This is a genomic window from Ferrimonas sp. (assembly GCF_048263965.1).
Taxonomy (GTDB): Bacteria; Pseudomonadota; Gammaproteobacteria; order Enterobacterales; family Shewanellaceae; genus Ferrimonas.
On sequence record NZ_JBLXDO010000009.1, the window covers coordinates 1 to 23,928 of the forward strand.

A 23,928-nucleotide genomic window follows, 5' to 3' on the forward strand; every position below is an offset into this window, starting at 1 on the left:
AACACAATGATGGGGTGCCGCCTGCGGAAGCCGAGAATCGGGCTAAACAGGTGTCCGGATTTAGTTGACCACTACAGTAGCATCAGATGACCACCAAACCGTCCCACTCATAACGTAAAAAGGGGCACTGGTATCGCCACATACAGGTCATTGAAGCCTTCAATTACTCTGAATTCTTAAACCTTACCGACGAAGCACCGCAATCCATCGTCCCAAGTTTAGCAAGCTGGTCAGCGAGGCAGCGACATAGGTCAGTGCCGCCGCCTTGAGAATTTTCTCCGCATGCTTCAGGTCACCGTCGTGCAGGTACTCGCCTTTCTCTAGGAGCGGCAGCGCCTTGCCATAACTGGCATCGAACTCAACGGGAAGGGTAATCAGGTGCACCAAGGTACTTAGTGCCATGGAAACAACGCCAATCACTATCGTTAATGCTCCCGCTTGCGGAACGCGGGTTAATAGTAGGATAAGCGGAGCCGCCACTAGCATAATGCCAGCAAGGCGCTCGCCGACCATTGCAGCCTTAACGAGGTTCTGCCGCGCCAGGAACAACGATTCGCCCCGTGAATCCTGAATAGCATGCCCCACCTCATGGGCGGCAACAGTCACTGCGGTCAAGGAGTATCCTGAGTAGTTTTGCGGCGTCAGACGCACAGCCTTAGCGGCCGGATCATAATGATCACCGTCAGAGGTCTCCTCTACCTGGACGTCGCCCAGGCCGTAGCTGTCGAGCAGGTGGCGCGCGAGTTCGCCACCACTTCCCTGTTTGCGGTAACGATCTGCCGGCTGTGCGTACTTTTCCATCACATGTTTGACCCACATACCCGGCAAGAAGACGCATAATGTGATGATGAGTAAGATGATGATCCAGACCATTTAAATCGCCATGTAATGAGTATTTGTGCGGCTACCGATCATTATACGCATAGAAATGAGCAGCAGATGCTTGCCGACGATTGTCTGCTTCAGAAGTTGGCGCAATCGGAAGCGACTTTAGCAGAGCCTAACTGGACACCCACCTTTGCATCCGCGGGGTATCCATCTCGAGAAGCCACCAGCACTGTCCAACTGCTTGCCATTCGTCTCAGCTTTGCGGGGACGTCACAAGCAACGAGAACCAAAGCTCTTAGGGTGGGTGTCCATTTAACTTCACCCTGCATCATCCGGAGATATGGCTAAGGCACGGTCTTTAGTGATGTCTATACAAGCCGCCTAAGGTGATCCTTGGGCGCTATATCTTAGCAACCACTACTTTTGGGAATGTCTGTTAACGCCACAAAGCGGTCATTTACGTCCAGTAAACCGAGCTAACTTCAGCGCGTAGTTGATTGGCATGCTATGCATTTGCTTCGTCTACTCTTCGAGCTAGCATGCTAGCAAATACAAGATATTGAGCGGCTTTCATTTCATTTAAGTCATGGTTTAAAGTATGAGCCTTCGGGTTGCGTATACCCTGATATGCTCCCTTGAAGATTTGCATAAAACCTTTTTGATCATTTTGACCAGACTCTGACTCAAGCTCTGAAAGCACAAGCAAGGGATTGTTAATAGACATGACTTGCCCTATTAAGCGGTCACCATCATCCTCGACGCCAGTTCTTTCGCGAATTAGATCAAATACAGCTATTATTGCATTAAGAACAGACTCTCTGAGATGCCCATTTGCGTATAATTCAAGCGAACTACCTACTATCACCGGGTGAAGCAAGTTCTCAAATCCTATTTGTGGTAGGGTATTAGCCCTTTCTTGAATTTCTGCTCTTTTTATCGCTTGGTTTAGGACCCCAACAGCCATATTCATATTGGTGTTTGCATCTTCATGACTCCCCATGCGATGAGTTACTCCAGCCCTTGTAAGTATCTCAGAAAACTCCTGCTCTGTAGGCTCATGAAATGAAATCAGTGGCAACACAGCATCGGCCCATTCTTCAAACTCTAAAAAGGAAGAAAAAGGAGCTTTCTCTGCTCTTTCCTTTCTGAGCTGCTGTAGTTCTTCGAGAATACTCATTGTTTTCCTTGTAATGTATAATTTCTGGCATCAGCGAAAACGAAAAGCGTTTCGAGCGTGACGAGGAGTTTTGTATGCTGATATATTATCTTGTTAAGTATATTCAGTTGGCGTTGTAACCGAACGACTTGCTACACAGGACGTCTTTCCAATATTTTTCACGCTCTAGGATAGAATCTCTGTCAGTGTAGGTATCGGCAATTTCTAGGACTGAATACTGAAAGTTGGACGAATAATCTTTTCCATTTACTTTGAGTAAATTTTTCAATTCTAGATTTCCGCCATGACCAGTCTCTGAGTAGTCAGCCCAACGCTGCCATAATCCACACTCTCCAGTGGCGCTACCGACATACAACTTTCCACTTGCTCTGTCTGTTATTAGGTATACACCTGATACAGATGATAGTGCTGATTTCCATGACTCAACCTGTTGGTTGACAATAATATCTAGCTTTTCTTTACTAATGAGAGAGTTGTGATAACCAGAGAACTCTTCGACTACCATTTTCTTAGGTAGCAACTCTGAAACGAGCATAGCATCAGACCAGTTTTCAGCTAGAAGATATGATTGCCTACCGGAACGTTTAAAATCAATGATGAGTCTGCCAGACAAGCAATTTACCTGTTGGACTTCTTCAGTGGAGTAGTAATTGTATTCGTGTTTTTCAAGGTATGAGCACCCCAACGAGTTATAACAGCCAGCAAATAACCAACGATTTGTACCTGGAAGTTGGATTAAAGAAACGATATACTCCCTTTCGAAGTTCCTTCTAGATTGCCATCGCTGCCATTCTTCAAAATCACCGGCTAAGTACACATCAATAGGGTTTTCTTCTCCATTCCATACGGCTAGATGTACTTTAGAGTTTGCTTCCGTAATCTCAGGTTTCTTTAATGATAATAATTCAAACAGCTTCATCGAACATTCCATAGTGATATTGAAATTGCTAAGACATTTAATAGTCGTTTTTATGCGGTAAGTCGCCGCCTGTCACTAGGGTCACCCTTGCCGTATATCTGCACGCCGTAGCAGTGAACCGCTGCGATATTTACCCAATATATCAGTATATTATGACTGGTTCAACGCCATCGATTGCTTACTTGTCAGCACGAAGGGCGGATCGGCTCTGCGAAAAAACGGTAATGTCACGCTTCGTAGATACGAATGACTCTTTGGGCGCCGAAGCGAGCTAACACAGAGTCATGGCCTTGGACTCAAGTCGCTGCCTGGTTGACAGGCAGCGCACGCCACTTTATAGGCCATTCAGGAGGCCTTGAAGTCACGCATTAATCAGCCGAAATGTCAGCGATCGGCTGTATTGTTTCGTTAAGTCGCGTTTGAGCAATACGGCTTAAGAAATGCTCGTGAGCGTTTTTTGAAATATCACTACCAGAGAAAGCCCTACCTATATTGTGAGCTGCAACCAATACCGATCCTGAGCCAAAAAATGGGTCGATAACCAACTCACCTTCACAGGTACTTTGCTCAATCAAAGTCTGCATCAACTCTACCGGTTTTTCGGCAGGATATCCTCGATATACTCTTTTGAACTCCAAGATATCTGGGATTCCTAAATTGTTAAGTTTTCTCTTCCCCTTCTCGAAGAAAAGAATACATTCATATCTAGACCTATAGTGATACCCCATCCCAATACTTACTTTATCCCAAATTATTGGCTTCCAAAATTTAAAGCCAATTTTTTCTGCAATAGGTTTAATGACAAACATAGTTTCTTGGTCACAAAATAGGTAAAAGTGGGAATTTTTCTTTAAAACCCTGTACACCTGACGCAGTAAATCTTCAAATCTAGAATTTGGGAATACTTTGAACCATTGATTGCTAGAAGACTTGCTGACTTTTAGCCTTGTGGTTGTGCCAATCTTCCTGTGTTTCTCTAACGATTCATATGGGGGATCAGTAATAATTAAATCAACGCTCGCATCTGCGAGCGTTGTCAGCCAAGCTACGGCATCGCCTTGAATAATACTCATCTATTATCTAGGCCAAGCTACTGCATAGTCTACCACTTTGAAAAACTTGGGAGGAAACTCCCTTATCCAAGTTACGGCAATCCCGGCAATAACTTTGATAACCATCTGGGTTTCGTGCTGTTACACGAGCAGGTGTCTTCCCAAATGCAGCAGGGTATGGGTGGAATACATGCTCACTGCCATTAGCGTCTGAACAGTGAGGACAGGACTTAAATCTCTGCCCGGTGTTTGGGTCTCTTTTCTCTATCACGCCTACATTTAAGCGTCCGTTGCAACAACTACAGGTCATATGGTGCTCCTATCTCTTCCTTGTAGGTGAATACCATCGTAAGTCTTGTATGGCCGACCATCGTTGCCAAAGATCATCAAATCAGCAACCTAACAGTGGCGAAAGTGGGGGCACTTTAGCAATCGAATCTTGCTCAATCAATGACTTAAGTCGGCGTTTGCACTGTTCTTGGAGTGAAACTGAGAATTCGTGTCTCCTGAGTTAACGTATAGGCCCAATGACCGCTACTGGCGCCAAAGCAGTCAATAGCATTGCCTGTAACGTGTGCTTGTTTAGGACCTTGGGAGTAGATTCAATTACAGGAAACTAAGAGAACACTTATTCCTTTGATCCATATCGTTTTGTGACAAGTGATCTGGTGCTACGTTGAGAGTGTTGCGCACAGGAGTGCGCTTGGATCTCAAGGATTGATTATGAGGCAATGCTCAAAATGTCAGAGGGCGATCCCCTCCCACCATGGCCGTTGTATTCACTGTCACCCACTTTCCCTCATCGATCGTTTGATGACGCGACGAAACCTTGGCTATCGCAGTCTGCTGGCCATCGGCTGTCTGGGAATCCTGATTCTGTATTGGCTCCCTGGTTAGGCCTGTTGGTCACGGGTGTTGGTGGTTTGCTTGAGCAGATAGAGACACACCAGGACGATTGCGGCAAACCCCAGCACACCGCCCAGGCGCCAAGTGGGCAATGGCGAACCGATAAATGCGATGTACAGCGCGATGCCCACCCCCATTAACGCCTCTCCGGTAATCAGCCCCGAAGCCAGCAGCACCCCGCGGTTGTTGGTCGCCTTGGCGTTGTCCGGCTGCCGACGCGCTTTTTGTCTCGCCACTGTGGCAGCCAACACGCCGCCAACAAAAATGGGCACCGACAATCCCAATGGCAGGTAGATACCCACGGCGACTGCTAAAACGGGAAAACGAAACGAGGCGTTGCGCCTCTCCTGGTAGGTGTCGAGGGCAATGAGTACCGCCGCCAGCGCAAATCCCATATAGATAAAGTTCCACTCTATCCCCTGACCGAAGATGCCCTGTGCCAATGCCATCATCAGCCCAGCCTGAGGGGCGGCCAGTACGCGGTCCGGATCGCCCCCCTCCAGGGCACGGCCGATTCCGTAACCGGCGTCCAGTACGCTCAGGATCAAGGGGATCACCAGAGCCGCTGAGACTACGCCAACCACCTGAAACAGCTGTTGTCGCCACGGGGTGGCACCGACCAAATGCCCACACTTCAGATCCTGCATGTTATCCCCGGCAATGGCGGCGGCTGAGCAGATGAGCGCCGCCAGATAGATCACCGCAATGGGACCCAGCATGGCACCGGGGCCCTCCCTACCCATGATATTGACCAGAATCAGGGCTGAGGTGATCACTGTGGCGATGGTGACCCCGGAGATGGGATTATTGGAGCTGCCCACCAGGCCAGCCATGTAACCCGCCACCGAGGCAAACAGAAAACCCAGTACCAGCATCAGCAAGGTCATCAGAGCTGCGACCAACAGTTTGTATTCGTAGTCGGTCATGGCGATGTAGAAGATGGAGTAAAGGGGAATGATGGAGACAGCCACCACCAGCAGCACTATGGAGAATGGTGTGTCTGCTTCGGTTCTGGGAAACGCCCGATCTATGCTGGAACGGCTGTGGCGATAAGCCTTGAGGGAGGCACGAATGCCCTTGATGAGCGGCTTGGCCAATGCCACCAGAGACCAGAGCCCACCCACCATCATCGCCCCTACCCCAATGTAACGACACTTCTGCCAAGCGGCAGCCGCGATGGTTCGCCACTGCTGGTCGCTTATCTGGTCAAACGCGAGAGACGGGCTCAGGCCGGACGCCAGTAGAATCGATTCCTTGTTAAACAGCCAGTTCAGGGGCACTCCGATGAGGGTGCCGATGACACCTCCGAGGAACACCAACACGGCGATGTTGATGCCAACGATGTAGCCTACGCCAATCAAAGCCGGGCTCAAGGCTATCCCGCCACTGAACAGATAGCTGCCGCCAAACCAGCTGCGAACCGCGCCTATGCCTCCGGCAAAGAGGCCCAACCCGGACTCCATCAGCTTGTAGATGGCGCCCAGGGCGCCGGCCTGGGCCAGGAGTTTGATCCCCGGGGTGGGCAACCCACCCTGTTGATGGGTGGGTTTGTCCCTGTCAGTCTCGACGCCGCCGGTCTTCAGTACCTCGGCTGTGGCCAATCCTTCTGGGTAGGTGAGCCTGGCTTCAATAATGAGTGCGCGCCTGAGGGGGATGGTGAAGGCAACACCTAGAATGCCGCCAACTATGGCGATGGAGACCATGGGCCAATAGAGGTAACCGTGCCAGGCCTGCATCATCACCAGCGCTGGAATGGTGAAGATAATGCCGGCAACCAGCGACTCCCCGGCAGACGCCGAGGTTTGAACCATGTTGTTTTCCAGGATGTTAGATCGGCGAAACAGACGAAGAATGCCCAAGGAAGCCGCAGCGGCCGGAATGGAAGCGGAGACCGTCATGCCCACCAACAGGCCGATGTAAGCGTTGGCCGCAGCCAAAAGCACAGACAACAGTATCCCCAGAACCAGGGCCTTAACGGTGATCTCTTCCAGTTGCTGCTTAGGGCCGACAACGGGAGGCGGAAGCGGTTGATTCATGGGTGTTCATCCAAGCTCTTCCCTTATTCCAAGCTAGCAGACTGTGGTCAAAACGCACTAAGGGTGCTTGAGTTTGCGCAGTAACAGGCCGTTGGTGGTGCCCTGAATCAACAGGCTGAACAGCACCACGCCAAACACCATGGACTGTATGGTCCACCAATAGGGCAATTGGGTGGGTAACGACAGAACCAAGGCAATGGCGATGGCCCCCCTGAGACCGCCCCACACCAACAGTCCCTGCCAAACCAGGCTCAGAGACACAGCGGGTTTCAGCAGCAAGGCGCAGCCGGTGACTGCCACCAGGCGTCCGACCAGGGCCGCGACGATGGCAATGACCATCGCCAGCCAGCGCTCAGTGAACATCTCCAGAGTGATCACCAGTCCCATGATGACAAACAGCAGGGAGGTAAAGGTCAGCCCCAACCAGCTCCAGCCATGGTGTAACGCTTCAAGGTTGACGGTTGCTCTTCTCTCAAGCCGCCACCTGACCACTATGGCGCTGGCCATCACCGCCAGAATGCCGGACAGGTGCAGCCAGTGCTCTGCCAGATAGAAGCTGGAAAAGGCCAGGGTTACCATGGCCATCATGGTGACGTCGGAGCGATTGAGGAAGCGGCAGAGAACCGCGGTAGGCCAGCCAAGCAGCGTTCCTACCACCAAACCCCCGAAAAAAATCTTCAAAAAGTTCACAAGATCCGAAACGGCGACACTGCCTCCATCTCTCAGGGCAAATCCCAGCAACAAACTAAAGAGCACAACGGCGCTGGCATCATTAAACAGGCTTTCGCCTTCAAACAAGGTGGTCAGCGCCTCAGGCGCTTGCTGACTCTTCAACTGGCTGATAACCGCAACCGGGTCCGTGGCAGCCAGAATGGCACCGGTGAGCAGCGCGGCCAGCCAAGGAAACCCCTGAGGGTGGCCCACCCCCCAGTAGGTCAGCGCCCCGATAATCAGCAGATTAATGACCACACCCAGGGAGGCCAGTGTCAGGACAGGCGCAAGCCAGCGCCTTAACTGCTCCGGTTTCAGGTGCCAGGCCGCTTCGAAAATCAGTACCGGCAACACGATAAAGAACACCAGATCTTTGAGATTGTGGGCTCGTATTCCGGTATCCAGTGACAGGAAGCCTAATCCCTGGCCGGCAACGAAGCCCACCAGCAGGCACGCCAGAGTCGACTCCAATCTGAATGCTTTGGCAATAACCAGCCCAGCCAGAGCCAGGATAACCAGGGACAGCGTCTGTCCTAAGGTGGTCAGCATTGGCGTCTCTTGTTTACTTGTGTGGCATTCTCTTAAGTTAGACGAATTAACCGGAATGCCTAAGGCCGCAACCCATGCAACGGCCAGGTAACATGGCATAAATCGAGCTAATCCGATCCCTCTTTTGTTTCATTTCCAAGGGCTTTTGTCCTTTGACACAATCCCCTGCCCTACCCTGATTCATAAACCAGCGGGAGTGTAATGGGTGACTGAAATGCAATTGATTCTGGTGCTGTGGTTGGTTGGCGTGTTGACCGAAGCGATCACCGGCGCCCTGGCGGCTGGCCGCAATCGGATGGATCTCTTCGGTGTGGTGATGGTGGCCTGTGTCACCGCCATTGGAGGAGGCACTGTGCGAGATGTCCTGCTCGGTGGCTATCCCCTGATCTGGGTGGCTCACCCTCAATACCTGGTGGCCATTGCGGTCATGGCGCTGTTGACCGTGGCCTGCGCGCCGGTCATGCGCTACCTCACCCGACTGTTTTTGACCTTGGACGCCCTGGGGTTGGCGGTGTTCTCCATCATTGGTGTCCAGAAGGCGCTCTCACTTGGGCACACTCCGGTGATCGCCATAGCCTCTGGCCTTATTACGGGCATCTTCGGCGGCATATTGCGGGATCTTTTCTGTCAGAGGGTGCCACTGGTGTTCCAGAAGGAGCTGTATGCCCTGGTGTCCCTGATGACCGCGGCCCTCTACATGGGCCTGACCCTGGCAGAGCTGTCTGAGTGGGTGAAGTTGGCCATCTGTCTGCCTCTGGGTTTTGGTTTCAGGTTACTGGCGATCCGTTTTCACTGGTCAGTGCCCACCTTCGATTACCAGGAGCAGACTGCTCACTAGGGCGCCAATTGGCGCCTTTTTGCTTTAATCCACCACCAAAGAGAGGTGGATGCGTTCCTTGTTCCACAGTTCGATGATCTTTCTGGTTTTCGCCTGATTCCAGTAGCACTTGCCAAACAGGATGATGCCAGCCCCCTCGAGTTGCTCCCGCTGTTCAATGCCAAAGCGTTTGAGCAGGTGCTCCCGATAGCGCCGGATCGGAATGCCCACGTCGGTACAACCGGCGGGGTTCAACCACTGCATCTCCTTGTCCGAGTGAGACAGAGTGCCCCAGAACATCTTGGGTCTGGCCTCCTTGGCATTGTCGGCCGCCTCCGCTTCAGCAAAAGGAACAAACAAGTTTTTAGCTTTGAACTGATACCCCTTATCCAGCTCAATCAGGGCGTCACTGGCCCCAAGGTCGCTGTCTCTCAGCAAGCTGTGCAATGCCTTGGTCAGGGTTAATGGCTTAGGCCTGCCCGCTTTGGCCGGGGCTGTCGAGGCCCTGATGTTGACGGTGCTCGCCGGGGTATCAGGTTTGCCCTCAGGCGGCTCCTCAAAGCTGAACGGGGTGACCGCCTGGTCCAGCAGTCGGTCCACCTCTTTGGCATCCTTCTCCTCTTTCTCACGCTGGGCGGTGCGCCGCTCAAGGGTGCACTCCTGGGTGTGATAGCGCGAGCCAAAACAGGCGGAACGACCATGGCTGCTGGCCTTGCGATAAAATGCAGGTTGCTGGCACTCGGGGCAAAACAGTTTCTGCCGCTTGTTTTCTCGCTCCTCAAGACTGAGCGCTTCAAAGCTGATGATGGAGTACAGGTGCTGCTGTTCGCCATCTTTCCACATTGCATCAAACATGGTCTGGGCCGATAACTCACTGAACAATGACCCTTTATACCATATCCCCCTTTTGAGCCTCTAAGAGATCATTCAGCTCAAGGAGAGCTGCCACTAAAGCCGGCCACTGAGCCCAAATAGAAAACCTCCTATAGTTAGGGAATACTTGCCGTCGGTCGCTGTCGATGCAGTTCGAGTTGGCCTTACTGGCCCTGCTTTTCCTGATTCTGTCCTTGCTGGTGGGGGCCCTGGTCCGCCATGGCCTCAAGGGCTTGCCTGTGCCCTACACCGTGGTGTTGCTGCTCATCGGCCTGCTGCTGGGACTGGTACAACGGGCAGGAGTGTTTACCGACTCCACGCCCATGCTCACCCAAACCCTGGCGCTGGTCAGCGACATCACCCCCCAGGTTATCCTCTATCTGTTCCTGCCAACCCTGATTTTCGAAAGCGCCTTCTCATTGGAAGTTCACCTGTTCAGGCGGATGGCACCGCAGATCGCCCTGCTGGCCATCCCCGGCCTGATCCTGGCCACCCTGCTCACCGCGCTGTTGGCCTGGCAGTGGTTTCCCTGGGAGTGGAGCTGGGCCCTGTGTCTGCTGTTCGGAGCCTTGATCAGCGCTACCGACCCTGTGGCCGTGGTGGCCCTGCTGAAAGAGGTCAGCTCCCGGAAACGACTGGAGACCCTGATTGAGGGCGAATCCTTGCTGAACGACGGCACCGCCATCGTTCTGTTCGGGCTTTTCTACACCATGGCGGTCAGCGGCGTAGCCAGTGTCTCACCCCTGAATGTGGTGTTGGAATTTATCTGGGTGGTGGTCGGAGGGCTGCTGGTGGGGGCGCTAACCGGCATCATCGCCATCGCTTGGGTGGGACGGGTGTTCAATGACCCCATCATCGAGATCACCCTGTCCGTAGTGGCGGCTTACCTGGTGTTCTTTATCGCCGAACGGCTGCACCTGTCAGGGGTGGTCGCCCTGGTGACTCTGGCCTTTGTCTTTGCCGGTACCGGCAGAACCCGGATCTCTCCGGAAGTGGCGGGCTTCCTTCACCACTTCTGGGAGATGATGGCCCATGTGGCCAATACGGTGATCTTCCTGCTGGTGGGGATACTTATCGCCGCCAGGGTACCACTGGACCAGCCCGACCTCTGGTGGTCTCTGGCGCTGCTTTACCCGGCGCTTCTGGTGATTCGCGGCGCCACCATAGGGGCACTGTTGCCACTGCTTAAGCGAATGGGCATTGGGCTGACCCGGGAGAAGGCGCTGGTGCTGCTCTGGGGTGGCCTGCGCGGCGCCGTTTCCCTGGCCCTGGCTCTGACCATCGCCGTGGATCAACTGCTTCCTCGCGAGGTGGCGGACCAGATCCTGTTCCTGTGTGCCGGAACCGTAGTGCTGACCATAGTGATCAACGGCAGCACCATGGGCCGATTGCTCAGGTTGCTGGGATTGAACCGCCTGCCAGCGGCCAAACAGGCTACCGTGGACAGGGTAAAGGGGATCGTCACCGATGAACTCAGTCAGATGCTGCCCAAGATGATGACTCACCCTTTCCTGAGTCGGGCAGACTGGAGCCAGGTTAAGCGCAACATCCTGCTGCAGGAACGCACCCTGGACAAAGGAGAAGCCGAAGAGCCCTCCTCCGACCAGGGGCTGGCTTGTCGCAGGCGGCTGCTGGAAACCGAGCGACAAAGTTACTGGTCCCAATTTGAAAGCGGCACTCTGGGTCGCCACTCGACTCAGCTATTGGTGCAACTGGTCGAGCGCGCCCTGGACGGGGCTGCGGAGATTGGCCCCAGGGTGTCACTCCAGCCTCTGTGGGCGACGCCCTTCTGGTTAGGTTGGTGCCGTCGATTTCCAATTCTTCAAACAGCTGCCAACAGCGTGTTCTACAGTCACCTGGCCCTGGGGTACGACCTGGCGCGGGGATTTATGGAGGCGCAAGTGGAGCTCAAGTCTCACATCCAGGAACTGGCGCCGGATAACAGGTTAGCGCAGAGCCTGGACCTAGAGGTTGAACAGAACCTCTCCATGGCAGAGCACCATATCCGTCAGATACGTGACTGCCACCCCGAGTTGGTCCAGGCATTGGAAACCCAGGCAGCCAGTCGGCTGCTGCTTAATCGAGAGAGAACCGTGATACGTCGGCAGATGGGGATGGCGGTGCTGGCCCAGCCAGAGGCGCAAAAGCTGCTCGAGGGGGTCGAGGGGCGCATGCACAAGCTGCAGAGAACCTCGATGGTGGAGCAACCAGACAGCGAGAGCCAACCTTGCAAGCTGTTCCCTTGGGCAGGAGATTGCTCCGAGTCCACCCGCAAGTCGCTGATCGACCAACTGGTGATCACCACCTACAGTGAGGAAGAGGTGATCATTGAGGCAGACAGTGAACTTAGCCAAATAGGCGTTTTGGTTGAGGGCAGTGTTGAGGCCTGCTGGACCTCCCCCGAGTCAACAAGGATAAAGATATTGATCCCAGGCGAGATGTTAGCGCTTTCTGCCCTGGTCAGCGGTAAGGCTCAGGCCCAGTATCGGGGCAAGAGTCTGTGCCGAATCGGCTGGCTGGAGTTGGATCTGGTTAAAAAACTGATGACCCAGGATGAAACCCTGATGAGTCAACTGTCAGAGCAGCTGGGGCAGGAGGTGCGTCGCCCCTGAATCCGCGGAAGTAGAGGCGGCCGGAAACCGGGCCGCCCCGCTTTTGTTTTGGCTTCCGATTACAGGCCGAGCTTATCCGCCACGTAATCGGCGTCTTTATCGCCCCGACCTGAAAGATTCACCAGGATCTTCTGCTCCTTGGGCAGGCGCTTGGCTTCACGCATCGCCCAGGCCACCGCATGGGCACTCTCCAGGGCGGGAATGATCCCCTCGACACGGGAGAGGGTCATAAAGGCGTCCAAGCACTCCTTATCGGTCACTGTGTCGTACTCGACCCGCTCCAGCTCCTTCAGGTAACAGTGCTGAGGGCCGACCCCCGGATAATCCAGGCCGGAGGCGATGGAGTGCACCGGCAGAGGCTCACCGGCCTCATCCTGCAGGACGTAACACTTGAATCCGTGAAGCTCACCAGGGGTACCCAGGGTCAAGGTCGCGGAGTGATCCGGCGTATCCAGACCTTTGCCGGCGGGCTCAACCCCGACAATGCGAACGTCGTCATCTGCCAGGAAGGCGGTAAACAGGCCAATGGCGTTGGAGCCGCCGCCGACACAAGCGGAGATCACGTCGGGCAGTCGTTGATGACGCTCCTGAAACTGCTGACGGGCCTCCCGGCCGATGATGCTCTGGAAGTCACGCACCATCTTCGGAAACGGATGGGGCCCCACCACTGAGCCGATGGCATAGATGTAGTCTCTGGGGTTTTCCATGTAGGCCACAAAGGCGCTGTCTACGGCGTCTTTCAGGGTGGCGGTCCCCTGAGTCACTGGAATCAGGTCACAGCCGAGGATCTTCATCTTGGTGACGTTGGGGTGCTCCTTTTCAATGTCCACCTGACCCATATGGATCTCGCAGGGGATCCCCACCAGGGCGCAGGCGGTCGCCAGGGCAACACCATGCTGACCGGCGCCGGTTTCGGCGATCACCTTCTTCTTGCCCATGTACTTGGCCAGCAAGGCCTCACCCAGGCAGTGGTTTATCTTGTGGGCGCCGGTGTGGTTGAGGTCTTCCCGTTTCAGATAGATCTGGGCACCGCCCAGCTGATCGCTAAGGCGCTGAGCATGGTAGATGGGACTGGGACGGCCCACGTAGTCCTGAAACAGTTGCATCAGCTCCTGCTGAAATGCCTCGGTCTGGCGGATCTCCTCGTAAGCGAGGTTGATCTCATCCATCACCTGTTTCAGCTCGGGTGGAATGATCTGTCCGCCGAAGGGACCAAAGAAGCCCTGCTCATCGGGCATGGGGGCAAATTCAAAGCGACTCATTTACTGCTCCTGCACTACATCTGTTCTCTGGGCTAACCCCAAACGTATTGCCGAACCATAACAGTGTAAGCTTTTCATTCCAAGTGTAATTACAGCAATACATGAGCTTGATAATACTTAAGTATTATCAGTCGACCCAAGTGTAACGATATGGGTACGCTTGAAATTTCAGCAGCGCTGAGCAATGAGGGCGATTCAATGGCCGTGGCGGCGAAAAACTGGCCTCTTGAGTCCCGGGAGCCACCCCCAGGCCACAAAAAGCCCCCGTGGCGTTTGAGGCTTGGCCTCAAGCTGGTATTATCGGCGGTCACCAATTTTGTTTGACTGACTAGACAGAGCCGATCCTTATGGGAAGAAGTTTCGAAGTCCGCAAGCTGTCCATGGCAAAGACCGCAGCGGCAAAGACCAAGGTGTACTCCAAGTACGGAAAAGAGATCTACGTGAGCGCCAAGAACGGCGGCCCCGATCCCGATGCTAACCTCTCCCTGCGCCGATTGATCGATAAGGCCAAGAAGGACCAGGTTCCTGCTCACGTCATCGATAAGGCCATCGACAAGGCCACTGGTGGCGCCGGCGAAGACTATGCTCCCGCCCGCTACGAAGGCTTTGGCCCGGGCAACTGCATGGTGATCGTTGACTGCCTGACTGACAACGGCAACCGTACCTTCACCGAAGTGCGTCAGTGTTTTGTAAAAACCGATTCCAAAATTGGTGCCCCTGGTGCCGTTGCCCACATGTTCGATCACCAGGCGGTGCTGGCGTTTGAAGGCGATGACGAAGACGCAGTACTGGAAGCCCTGATGATGGCCGATGTTGATGTCACCGACGTTGAAGTTGAAGATGGCACTGTCACCGTGTTCGCCCCGCACACCGAGTTCTTCAAGACCAAAACCGCTCTGGTTGAGGCCTTTGGCGACATCAAGTTCTCCGTTGAAGAGATCACCTTCATCCCCCAGACCTACACCACGGTGGAGGGTGATGACGTAGCGCGCCTTGAAAAATTCCTGGCGATGCTGGAAGACTGCGACGATGTTCAGCAGGTCTACCACAACGTAGAGAGCCAGGACTAAAGGTTCTGCTTGCACTAAACCCGGCCCAGAGCCGGGTTTTTTAATGGAGTTTTCATGAGCTTTCCCGTTCAGCCACTGCTTGCCACTACCCAGGCGAAGAGCCTTGTTGAGCTGCAGCTGATTCAGCCCCTTTGGAACCAGTATGGAGGGCTGTACCGGGCACATATTGATGATGGTCGCAGCGTCATTGCCAAATGGGTAGTGCCCCCGGCTGATCAGGGTGGATTGGGTCATCAGCGCAAACTGCGTTCCTACCAGGTGGAGCTTGACTGGTATCGCCACCATGCAGAGTACTGCGGCGAGGTGTCCAGAGTTCCGGCTTACCTGGGTGAACACCTCCTGGATAATGGCACCTTGATGGTGCTCGAAGATCTGGCCACTGCCGGTTTCTCTCCTTTAAGTCAGGATCAGGGACACTCCCACCTGGAGGCGATGATCCGCTGGCTGGCAGGCTTTCATGCCCGGTTTATGGGCTCTGCGCCAGATGGTTTGTGGGAGCAGGGCTGCTACTGGCACCTGGCTACCCGCCCAGACGAATGGGCAGCCATGGAACCGGGACCGCTCAAGGACGCGGCGGTGGCCATCGACACCCAGCTACAAGGCGCCCGCTACCAGAGCCTGGTGCATGGTGACGCCAAGGTGGCCAACTTCCTGGGCAACGATTTCGGTCAGGTGGCAGCGGTGGATTTTCAATACGTCGGTGGCGGGGCCGGCATCCGAGATCTGGTTTATCTGCTGGGCAGCGTACTGAGCGATGACGCCCTGGAGGCCCACGCCTTCGAATTGCTGGACCGCTATTGTCAGGCTCTGATTGAGCAGTTGCGAGCAAAGGGCTGGGACGTCGCGCAGCTTGACGCAGTGCTGGCGGAACAATCCGCCCTGTTCCCCTTTGCCTGGGCAGACTTTGAACGCTTTCTCCAGGGATGGAAGCCTGGCCATTGGAAGCTCGGCCGCTTCTCCCAGGCAATGACCCGACGGGCCCTGGCGCTGCTTTGAACAGCTGACAGCAAAAAGGGGCCTATTGGCCCCTTTTCTTGATCGGCTTGGGTCATACCTTGAACTGGTTCAGCAGCCCATCCTGTTTATCCACCAACTGGAGCTGCTCTCCCATCGCCTGGCTGGCGTCAACGGCGGTGTCCGCCACCTGCTGAGAAAGCTCCTTGATGTTCAGCGTGCTCTTGTTGATGTCCTCAGCCACCAGGCTCTGCTCCTCCGCCGCAGAGGCGATCTGCATATTCATGTCGGTGATCTGTTTGATGGCAGCACGGATCTGGGTCAGCGCAGCACTGGAGCTGGCAGAGGTTTCCACCGTCTGACCAGCCACTGCTTTACTTTCGCCCATTACGGCCACCGCATTGCGCGAGCCTGCTGCCAATTGATCAATCATGGCGCGAATCTCAGAGGTGGACTGCTGGGTACGACTGGCCAGAGTACGCACCTCATCGGCCACGACCGCAAAGCCTCTGCCTTGCTCACCCGCGCGGGCAGCCTCGATGGCGGCGTTCAGTGCCAGCAGGTTGGTCTGGTCAGCAATGTCGTTGATCACCGCCAGAATCGACTCGATGTTCCGGGTAGACTCCGACACCTCCTCCACCACGGCTACAGCCTGATCGATCTGGGCAGACAGGTGCTCAATGGCATCGGCAGTGTTGGCCACGGTCTGTACCCCGGCCTCAACGGAATTATCCGCTTCCTGCACCGCCGCCGCTGCACCCTGGGCATTACGGGCCACCTCCATAGAGGTGGACGCCATCTCATTCATGGCTGTGGCAAGGGCCTCGAGCTCCTCAAGCTGTTTGTTCATCGCTTCACCGCTATGGCGCGCGCCATCCGCGGTGAGCCGGGTCCCCTCGGAGATGCTTTCGGCGATGAGCTTCACCTGGGAGATCATCTCCCTGAGCTTGGAGGAGAAGCCATTGAAGCTTCCAGCCAGAGAGGCAAACTCGGCGTCGGTGTTGGTGTCCATGGTGCGGGTCAGATCGCCTTCTCCGGAAGCGATGTCCTCCATGGCGTCGTTGAGGGTGCCCAGAGGGGCCATCAATTTGCTCAGCAGCAGGGTCAGGGCGCCAATGGCCAGTGCCAAAGCCAGCAAAGAGTAGAGTACCGCGTCGTTACGCAGTGCTGTCTCTGTGGCGTGCATCTTTTCTGAATCGAGCGCTACCCCCAGCAACCAACCGGTTTCAGGCAGAGGGAAAAAGCGAATGTACTGGTCTGCCCCCTGGACAGAGACCTCTTGAGCCTCGCTGCCGAAGTTCAGACCGTTGCCGAACAGTTCACTGACCGCTTTACCGTGCAAAGCCACGTCGGGATGGGTAATGAACTTGTGGTCATCGGTCAGCAGGAAGGCATAACCGGCATCAAACAGGTTCACGCTGTTGACCGCCTGATCCAACTCCTTGAGGCTGACGTCCAGGAACATGGCGCCCTTCCAAATGCCATTCTCACGCATCGGCACCCCAAGAGAGACCAGGATCTCGCCGGTGACGGAATCCGGATAGGGCTCAGTCAAAATTACCCTGTTCTGACGCTTGGCATCGATGTACCAGGGGCGCTGACGACTGTCGTAATCAGCGGAGGGGTGCCAGTTCGCGTCGTTATCGACCAGGTGACCGTCGCTTTCAAAGCCGACGCCGGCCAGGACAAACTGGCTTTTAACCACCGGCTTGGTGAAGACACTGTTGATGTTGTCCGTTGATAGGTCCTCTTCGATGAGGCTCATCATGTAACGGCCGACATCCATTTTAAATGCCATGTTGTTCTGTACAGATTGAGCAATGCCGTTGGCAATTTCAGTGACGCTGCTTTCCGTCAAGGTGACGATGCTGCGTTTAGTGGTAAGGTATTGATTTACGGAGAGAGCAGACAGGGCAACCAGCAATATTATGCAGGAAGCGAAGACGATCTTTGTCTTGAATTTCATGACAGTTAGCACCCTTTTTCTTTTCTGAATCTTCTGAGGATTCAGATTAAACAGCAGTGTTCCTTTTGGTGCGGCGTACTGATCATTAAGAAAGCGTGACAGCTAAATGAACTTTCCTTTGATTCTTAGTTATTTAATTTGCCGCACCCTTGGATACTCACACACTCGTTAAAGCTGGATCAACAACGACTGTTTAAGTTATCGGCATTGTCGCTCAACTCTTAACCAGGGCTGGACGCAGCTCTAATGCAGATGGGGACTAATGGGTTGATTTAAAATATGAAAAGCCAGAAAGAACAGTTGTTTTTAGAGCCGCTTTTATTTGATTGAAGCGAAACGAAATTTAGATGGACTTTGACGAACATAGTTGTCTGTTTTTATCCCTTTAGCGCCATATTAATCTAAGGAAAAAAGAGGGGCGGTTACCCGCCCCTCTTCTAGTTAGATTTTGAATTGACTCAGTATTTCTTCCTGCTGCCGGACTTGTGCCAGCTGCAGCTCCGTAGCCTGGGCGGCACCATCGGACGCTTCTGAGATCTGCTGGGACAGCTCCTTAATGTTGAGCGTGCTCTTATTGATATCCTCGGCCACCAGGCTCTGCTCCTCCGCGGCGGAAGCGATCTGCAGGTTCATATCAGTGATTCGCTTGATGGCATCGCGGATGCTGGCCAGGGCGGCATTGGAACTGTTGGCAGTCTCTACCGTTGCGCCGGCCACCTCCCGGCTCTGTTCCATGACGGTAACGGCAGCCGATGCCCCTTGCTGAAGCTGGTCTATCATGGTGCGGATCTCTGACGTGGACTGCTGGGTACGACTGGCCAGGGTGCGCACTTCATCGGCCACCACCGCAAAACCCCTGCCCTGCTCACCTGCCCGGGCGGCTTCGATGGCGGCATTGAGGGCAAGCAGGTTGGTCTGATCGGCGATCTCGTTGATCACTGCCAGGATGGATTCGATATCCCGGCTGGCCTGAGAGACCTGCTCCACGACCTCAACCGCCTGTTCTATTTTGCCGGACAACTCTTCGATGGCACCGGTGGTGGCACTGACGGTTACGGCGCCCTGAGATACAGCGTGGTCTGCTTCCTGTACTGCAGAGGACGCCTGCTGGGCATGGTTGGCCACCTCCATGGCGGTAGAGGCCATCTCATTCATGGCGGTAGCCAGCTGTTCAAGTTCCCTCAACTGAGTGCCCAGGGCAACCTGGCTTTGAGCTGCGACTGCTGAGGTGGTGGCGGCATTATCACTGATGTTGGCAGCCAACTCCTTAACCTGGGCAATCAGCCGGGTGAGCTTGGTACTGAAGCCATTGAAATGGTTGGCCAGAGAGGCAAACTCCTCGTCAGTATTGGTCTCAAGACGCTGGGTCAGATCGCCCTCGCCGGTGGCCACTTCCGCCATGGCCATGTTGAGCACCGCCAGGGGTTTCATCAGCATCGACATCAGCAGGGTCAATGCCACCAGAGCCAGAAGCAACGCCAGCAGAGAATAGATGACGGCATCCCGTTTCAACTGGGTTTCCGCCTGATGCAGTTTATTGGCGTTCAGATCCACACCCAGGGTCCAGCCCAGAGTGGGCAACGGCACAAAACGCAGTTCGTGGGGTTTGCCCTCAATTTCAACCTGCTGCAGCCCCTGGCTAAGTCGCAGAGACTGACCAAAGAGGTCTGATGCGGGCTTTCCGTGATACCGAGTATCCGGATGGGTAATGAACAACTCATCGCGATTCAGCAGAAACAGGTAGCCAGCATCCAGCAGGTTGATGGCATTGATGCTGTCGCTGAGGTTATCCAGACTCATGTCCAGGAACATGACCCCACCAAGCCGATTCTGGTGCTGCATTGGAACGGTGATGGAAACCAGGGTCTCCCCGGTCATGGTGTCCTGATAGGGCTGGGTGAAGGTAAGCCGGTTGGCGGCTTTGGTTTCCCGGTACCAGGGCCGTTTGCGGGCGTCATAGCCTGGAGGGGTTTTCCAGTCCGGATCATTGTCTAATAAGCTGCCATCGCTCTCAAAGCCGACCCCGGCCAACAGAAACCCCTCTTTGATGGCCGGTTTGGAGAAGATGCGGCGAATGTTTTCCTCGCTGACCTCATCCTCAATCAGGCTCATCATATAGCGGGCGGTCTGGCCCTTTAACGCCATCTCCTGCTCGATGCTGGCTGCCAGGTTGTTGGTGATCTCCTCCACGCTGGTCCCGGTCAGGGAAGCGATACTCTGTTTGACTGTGAGGTACTGGTTAAAGGAGAGCGCCGATAACGCAAGCATCAAGATAGTGCATGAAGCAAAGACTATCTTAGTCTTAAATTTCACGTGAATTTTCCTGTGTGGTTTATTTATTCTTAGGGATTATCTGAGTGTTCAGACATCAACAATGTCTGCAGTGACAAAGGTTCGCATTCATAAATGCAAACGACAGTGATAATTGTCACAGGATATAGAACCAGTGGCGATATTGTGATCCAGGCAAATTTTGAGAAACGACACTGGCAAATTTCAATTGGCGTAATACAAGCCTAAGATCGACATTTAGCCTTTTAGAAGAGAAGTTATTTTACACCCTCTTACCCGGTGTCAAATATCAGGCGCCAAAAATAATTCTGACGCCCCACATCCGCATATCAGAACATGAGCGATTCCTCGATGGGCTTGCCGACATAAACTGCTTCCGACAGAGGTAACTGCAAATCTGCCACAGGCAGCCAGCCATTGGGATCGGCGCAGACTGATGCGATAAAGGGAAGTTCACTCCGGATCAGGATCCGATTGCCATAGTCAATTTGGAACACCCAAAGCACCAGAAAACGAAAGATCTTATGGTCTCTGCGATACAGTTTCAGGTGACGGGCAACATCAATACTGGGGTGCAGCCGGTTCGCCTCATAGGCAGTGATCGCGCCCTGGCATTTGGGGGGGCGCCTCAGGCAAAGTTGCCAGTTGCTGAAGAAACGTCCCTTCCAGGATGATCCGCTGCTCCAGCCAATGGATGACTCTGGACGCGCTGCTGATTGGCTTCTACATCTTCATAAAGGGGTCTATTCAATTACTATGGCCATGGCCTGCTGGCAACAGACAACACTCAATAAAATTAAACCCAATTTTCGTCTTGGCTTTAATAACATTGTCATAATTCCATGAAGGGCTCACTCTATTCGTTCCTTTAGGACAAATATATGTCCCTCTGAAACCAAAAGAATATGTAATGGAAACTTCTTGGATTCCGGTGTGCAATACAGATAGCATTGGTAATAATCAGACGCAACGTCAAGGATAATTACATGCTACGGACTTTTCTGATTCTGTTTCTTATATTTTCTATTAATACCTCTTATGCGCAGTATTTTGACCAAGCCTATTTAAACAGTGATTTAAGCTATCTGGAATATGATTCAGAGTGCACCCTGATGAGTGAGGATGCGTTCTATGACCTGTTGGACCAGTGCTTCGATCAGGTGGACGATGGCGCCGACCTCAATCAGGTCCAGGTACGGGAGCGCCTTGAGTCCTATCGTTCCTGCCTGTCTGCGGCAGGCATGCCCCGTTCAACCCAGCAGGCTTGCATCACCCTGAGTAAGCGCAGCCGTCAACAGGCCTTTGCCGACATGGACAGCTTCTTCGGACACCTGGCCCAGTCTCGCGGGACTGAGGGGATCACCCTGCCACTGCCCCCAAACGCCAAGTTAGTCAATCATGTCTTCCCTGAGGACTTTGGCGGTCAGATGGGCAATATGACCCTGACTCTGGCCTCGGCGGTGTTTGATACCGACCTCGGCATCAACCAGGTGGCGGAATATTACCGGGTTCAGGTGGGAGAGTTTCTCGAGTATCGCCATGGTGATGGCACCATCTCCTTTATTAAAGGGGCGGGTGTCGAGGTGAAAGAGTCGGCAGAGTTACTGAAAGCCCAGATGACCAAACCCAATATCCAGATCCTGCACAAGGTGGACCCCATGACCGGCGACAGGCAGGCTGGAGCTCAGGTGACCCTCTTTTATAAGAGGTTATGAAAACACAAAGGCGGCCAACTCTCTGGCTGCCTCTGCAATATAAACTGAGCATTGGCGGGTGGCTTTGACTGTTAATGGTCGGCCAGCCAATCAAAGCTGGCATGGTGCTCCACCCCGGCTTCGTCGGTCATCACCAGATTCAGTCGCCACACCATATAGCCTGACGCACAGCTGCCATACATCAGAGTGCCCTGCCCTTGTTCATCAAAGCTGACGGGCAGGCGCCCCATAAACATATCCCGGCCCTCGACCATGGCTGAGGTTACCTGCCAGTTCGCCGGCTTCGCCAGTTTGAGGGTTAAAGGCTGCTCGCTTGGGGCATTGACCGGAGTCATGGACAACGACAGGCTCTCTCCGGCCTGTAACTGGACGCAGGCCCCCTGTTCAAACTGGCATAAGCCAGGTTCCGCTTCCCTGACTTCTTCTCCACAACCGGCCAATAGGAGAGCAAAAAGTGTGAAGCCCGTCATCCTTTTAAACTTCATTCAATACCACCTTGAATTTGCAGGATTTTATCTGCAACAATTCCCCAACAAAACTTGATCGTGATCAAACTCAATCTAGGGGTTTGTGCTAGGTTTTTTGACCGACCTCAAGTATCATGGTCGTGCCTTGATGCATATCACGTTAGAGGCGCTGAAACATCGACCGTTCGCGTTAATTTGCATCGGTTTTTGGTTAGCGACATCTGTCGTGGAAGTTAACATGCAATTGCAGTGGAAGCTAAAAATATGAACCTGACCAATACCAGCAACGACTACAACTACACGGTTGTGCGTCAGTTCGCTGTAGTGACCGTCATTTGGGGGATTGTTGGAATGCTGGTGGGGGTGTTTATCGCCGCTCAGCTGATCTGGCCCGCCCTTAACTTTGACATCCCCTGGCTGACCTACAGCCGCCTTCGCCCGTTGCACACCAACGCGGTAATTTTCGCCTTTGGCACCAGTGCCCTGTTCGCCACCTCTTACTATGTGGTTCAGCGTACCTGTCAAACCCGTCTGTTTGCGCCCAAGCTCGCCGCCTTCACCTTCTGGGGATGGCAGGCAATCATTGTGGCTGCAGCAGTAACTCTGCCGCTGGGCTACAGCACCGCCAAGGAATACGCGGAGCTGGAGTGGCCCATCGACATCGCCATCGCCGTTGTCTGGGTCAGCTACGCCCTGGTGTTCTTCGGTACTCTTATGAAGCGTAAGGTTGCCCACATCTATGTGGCCAACTGGTTCTTCGGGGCCTTCATCATCACCGTTGCTGTGCTGCACATCGTTAACTCCCTGGCTGTGCCTGTGGTGGATACCGCTTCCGGTCTGTGGACCATGAAGTCCTACTCCATCTACGCCGGTGCGGTGGATGCCATGGTGCAATGGTGGTACGGACACAACGCCGTAGGCTTCCTGCTGACCGCAGGCTTCCTGGGCATGATGTACTACTTTGTGCCTAAGCAGGCAGGCCGTCCGGTCTACTCCTACCGCCTGTCCATCGTACACTTCTGGGCCCTGATTGCCCTGTACATCTGGGCCGGTCCTCACCACCTGCACTACACCGCCCTGCCCGACTGGACTCAGTCCCTGGGTATGGTGATGTCCCTGATTCTGTTCGCACCTTCCTGGGGCGGCATGATCAACGGCATCATGACCCTGTCTGGCGCCTGGCATAAGTTGCGTACCGATCCCATCCTGCGCTTCCTGGTGGTCTCCCTCTCCTTCTACGGTATGTCGACCTTCGAAGGTCCGATGATGTCCATCAAGACCGTTAACGCCCTGTCCCACTACACCGACTGGACTGTGGGTCACGTGCACTCCGGCGCACTGGGTTGGGTAGCCATGGTCTCCATCGGTTCTCTGTATCACCTGATCCCCAACCTGTTCGAGCAGGGTCGCATGTACTCCAACAAGCTGGTGAATGTGCACTTCTGGCTGGCCACCATCGGCACCGTGCTGTACATCGTGTCCATGTGGATCTCCGGTGTCATGCAGGGCCTGATGTGGCGCGCGGTTAATGCCGACGGCACCCTGACCTACTCCTTCGTAGAGTCGCTTGAGGCGTCCTATCCGTTCTACTTCGTTCGCTTCCTGGGTGGTGTGTTCTTCGTCACCGGCATGTTCCTGATGGCGTACAACGTATACCGGACTATCACTGCGCCTAAAGGCTCCCTGAACGCCGAGGCGGAACTTCAGCCTCAGGCTGCTTAA

17 protein-coding genes are annotated in these 23,928 nt (G+C 54.2%); 6 read left to right on the plus strand and 11 right to left on the minus strand.

The features are described 5' to 3' along the window. Positions 1–183 precede the first annotated feature (183 nt). From ACN0RV_RS09790 to ACN0RV_RS09815, 6 genes are all read right to left on the minus strand, one after another. Entirely contained in the window at positions 184–873 is a 690-nt protein-coding gene (locus ACN0RV_RS09790) for a zinc metallopeptidase (RefSeq protein WP_417347433.1), read from the minus strand. A 460-nt stretch (positions 874–1,333) separates the two neighbouring features. Further along, positions 1,334–2,005 (minus strand): TIGR02391 family protein, encoded by a 672-nt coding sequence (locus ACN0RV_RS09795; protein WP_417347434.1) that lies wholly within the window; start codon positions 2,003–2,005, stop codon positions 1,334–1,336. A gap of 103 nt (positions 2,006–2,108) precedes the next feature. Continuing rightward, positions 2,109–2,924, minus strand: a complete 816-nt coding sequence (locus tag ACN0RV_RS09800) for a GIY-YIG nuclease family protein (RefSeq protein WP_417347435.1) — start codon at positions 2,922–2,924, stop codon at positions 2,109–2,111. 368 nt (positions 2,925–3,292) lie between these two features. Continuing rightward, positions 3,293–3,997 carry a DNA-methyltransferase gene (locus tag ACN0RV_RS09805; RefSeq protein ID WP_417347436.1) on the minus strand — a complete coding sequence of 235 codons (705 nt, stop codon included), beginning with the start codon at positions 3,995–3,997 and terminating at the stop codon, positions 3,293–3,295. A gap of 872 nt (positions 3,998–4,869) precedes the next feature. Further along, positions 4,870–6,918 (minus strand): OPT family oligopeptide transporter, encoded by a 2,049-nt coding sequence (locus tag ACN0RV_RS09810; RefSeq protein WP_417347437.1) that lies wholly within the window; start codon positions 6,916–6,918, stop codon positions 4,870–4,872. A 57-nt stretch (positions 6,919–6,975) separates the two neighbouring features. Beyond that, positions 6,976–8,178 carry a cation:proton antiporter gene (locus tag ACN0RV_RS09815; RefSeq protein WP_417347438.1) on the minus strand — a complete coding sequence of 401 codons (1,203 nt, stop codon included), beginning with the start codon at positions 8,176–8,178 and terminating at the stop codon, positions 6,976–6,978. A gap of 205 nt (positions 8,179–8,383) precedes the next feature. Here ACN0RV_RS09815 and ACN0RV_RS09820 point away from each other — a divergent pair, with 205 nt between their 5' ends. Then, positions 8,384–9,016: a trimeric intracellular cation channel family protein gene (locus ACN0RV_RS09820; protein ID WP_417347439.1), complete on the plus strand. Its 633-nt coding sequence runs from the start codon at positions 8,384–8,386 to the stop codon at positions 9,014–9,016. A gap of 24 nt (positions 9,017–9,040) precedes the next feature. Here ACN0RV_RS09820 and ACN0RV_RS09825 read toward each other — a convergent pair whose 3' ends face one another. After that, the gene (locus ACN0RV_RS09825; protein ID WP_417347440.1) at positions 9,041–9,850 is read right to left on the minus strand and encodes a hypothetical protein; all 810 of its coding nucleotides are present in this window, start codon (positions 9,848–9,850) and stop codon (positions 9,041–9,043) included. A gap of 164 nt (positions 9,851–10,014) precedes the next feature. Between ACN0RV_RS09825 and ACN0RV_RS09830 the strand changes: the two genes are divergently transcribed. Next, complete coding sequence (locus ACN0RV_RS09830; RefSeq protein ID WP_417347441.1) at positions 10,015–12,480, plus strand: cation:proton antiporter; 2,466 nt, start codon at positions 10,015–10,017, stop codon at positions 12,478–12,480. A 59-nt stretch (positions 12,481–12,539) separates the two neighbouring features. Here the strand turns inward: ACN0RV_RS09830 and trpB are convergent, their stop codons facing one another. After that, positions 12,540–13,742 carry a tryptophan synthase subunit beta gene (gene trpB / locus ACN0RV_RS09835; RefSeq protein WP_417347442.1) on the minus strand — a complete coding sequence of 401 codons (1,203 nt, stop codon included), beginning with the start codon at positions 13,740–13,742 and terminating at the stop codon, positions 12,540–12,542. Between the two features lie 347 nt (positions 13,743–14,089). Here trpB and ACN0RV_RS09840 point away from each other — a divergent pair, with 347 nt between their 5' ends. Both ACN0RV_RS09840 and ACN0RV_RS09845 read left to right on the plus strand, forming a co-directional pair. Further along, positions 14,090–14,812, plus strand: coding sequence for a YebC/PmpR family DNA-binding transcriptional regulator (locus ACN0RV_RS09840; protein WP_028108485.1), 723 nt, complete (start codon positions 14,090–14,092; stop codon positions 14,810–14,812). 54 nt (positions 14,813–14,866) lie between these two features. Next, entirely contained in the window at positions 14,867–15,808 is a 942-nt protein-coding gene (locus ACN0RV_RS09845; RefSeq protein ID WP_417347443.1) for a phosphotransferase, read from the plus strand. Between the two features lie 52 nt (positions 15,809–15,860). Here the strand turns inward: ACN0RV_RS09845 and ACN0RV_RS09850 are convergent, their stop codons facing one another. Both ACN0RV_RS09850 and ACN0RV_RS09855 read right to left on the minus strand, forming a co-directional pair. Further along, the gene (locus ACN0RV_RS09850; RefSeq protein ID WP_417347444.1) at positions 15,861–17,732 is read right to left on the minus strand and encodes a methyl-accepting chemotaxis protein; all 1,872 of its coding nucleotides are present in this window, start codon (positions 17,730–17,732) and stop codon (positions 15,861–15,863) included. Between the two features lie 441 nt (positions 17,733–18,173). Beyond that, on the minus strand, positions 18,174–20,000 hold the full coding sequence (locus ACN0RV_RS09855) for a methyl-accepting chemotaxis protein (protein WP_417347445.1): 1,827 nt from the start codon (positions 19,998–20,000) through the stop codon (positions 18,174–18,176). Positions 20,001–21,136: 1,136 nt separating this feature from the next. On the opposite strand from ACN0RV_RS09855, the gene ACN0RV_RS09860 reads away from it, so the two are divergent. Next, positions 21,137–21,739, plus strand: a complete 603-nt coding sequence (locus ACN0RV_RS09860; protein WP_417347446.1) for a hypothetical protein — start codon at positions 21,137–21,139, stop codon at positions 21,737–21,739. Positions 21,740–21,810: 71 nt separating this feature from the next. Here ACN0RV_RS09860 and ACN0RV_RS09865 read toward each other — a convergent pair whose 3' ends face one another. After that, the gene (locus tag ACN0RV_RS09865; protein ID WP_417347447.1) at positions 21,811–22,224 is read right to left on the minus strand and encodes a hypothetical protein; all 414 of its coding nucleotides are present in this window, start codon (positions 22,222–22,224) and stop codon (positions 21,811–21,813) included. Positions 22,225–22,470: 246 nt separating this feature from the next. Here ACN0RV_RS09865 and ccoN point away from each other — a divergent pair, with 246 nt between their 5' ends. After that, a complete protein-coding gene (gene ccoN, locus ACN0RV_RS09870; RefSeq protein ID WP_417347448.1) occupies positions 22,471–23,928 on the plus strand; it encodes a cytochrome-c oxidase, cbb3-type subunit I in 1,458 nt (485 codons plus the stop codon).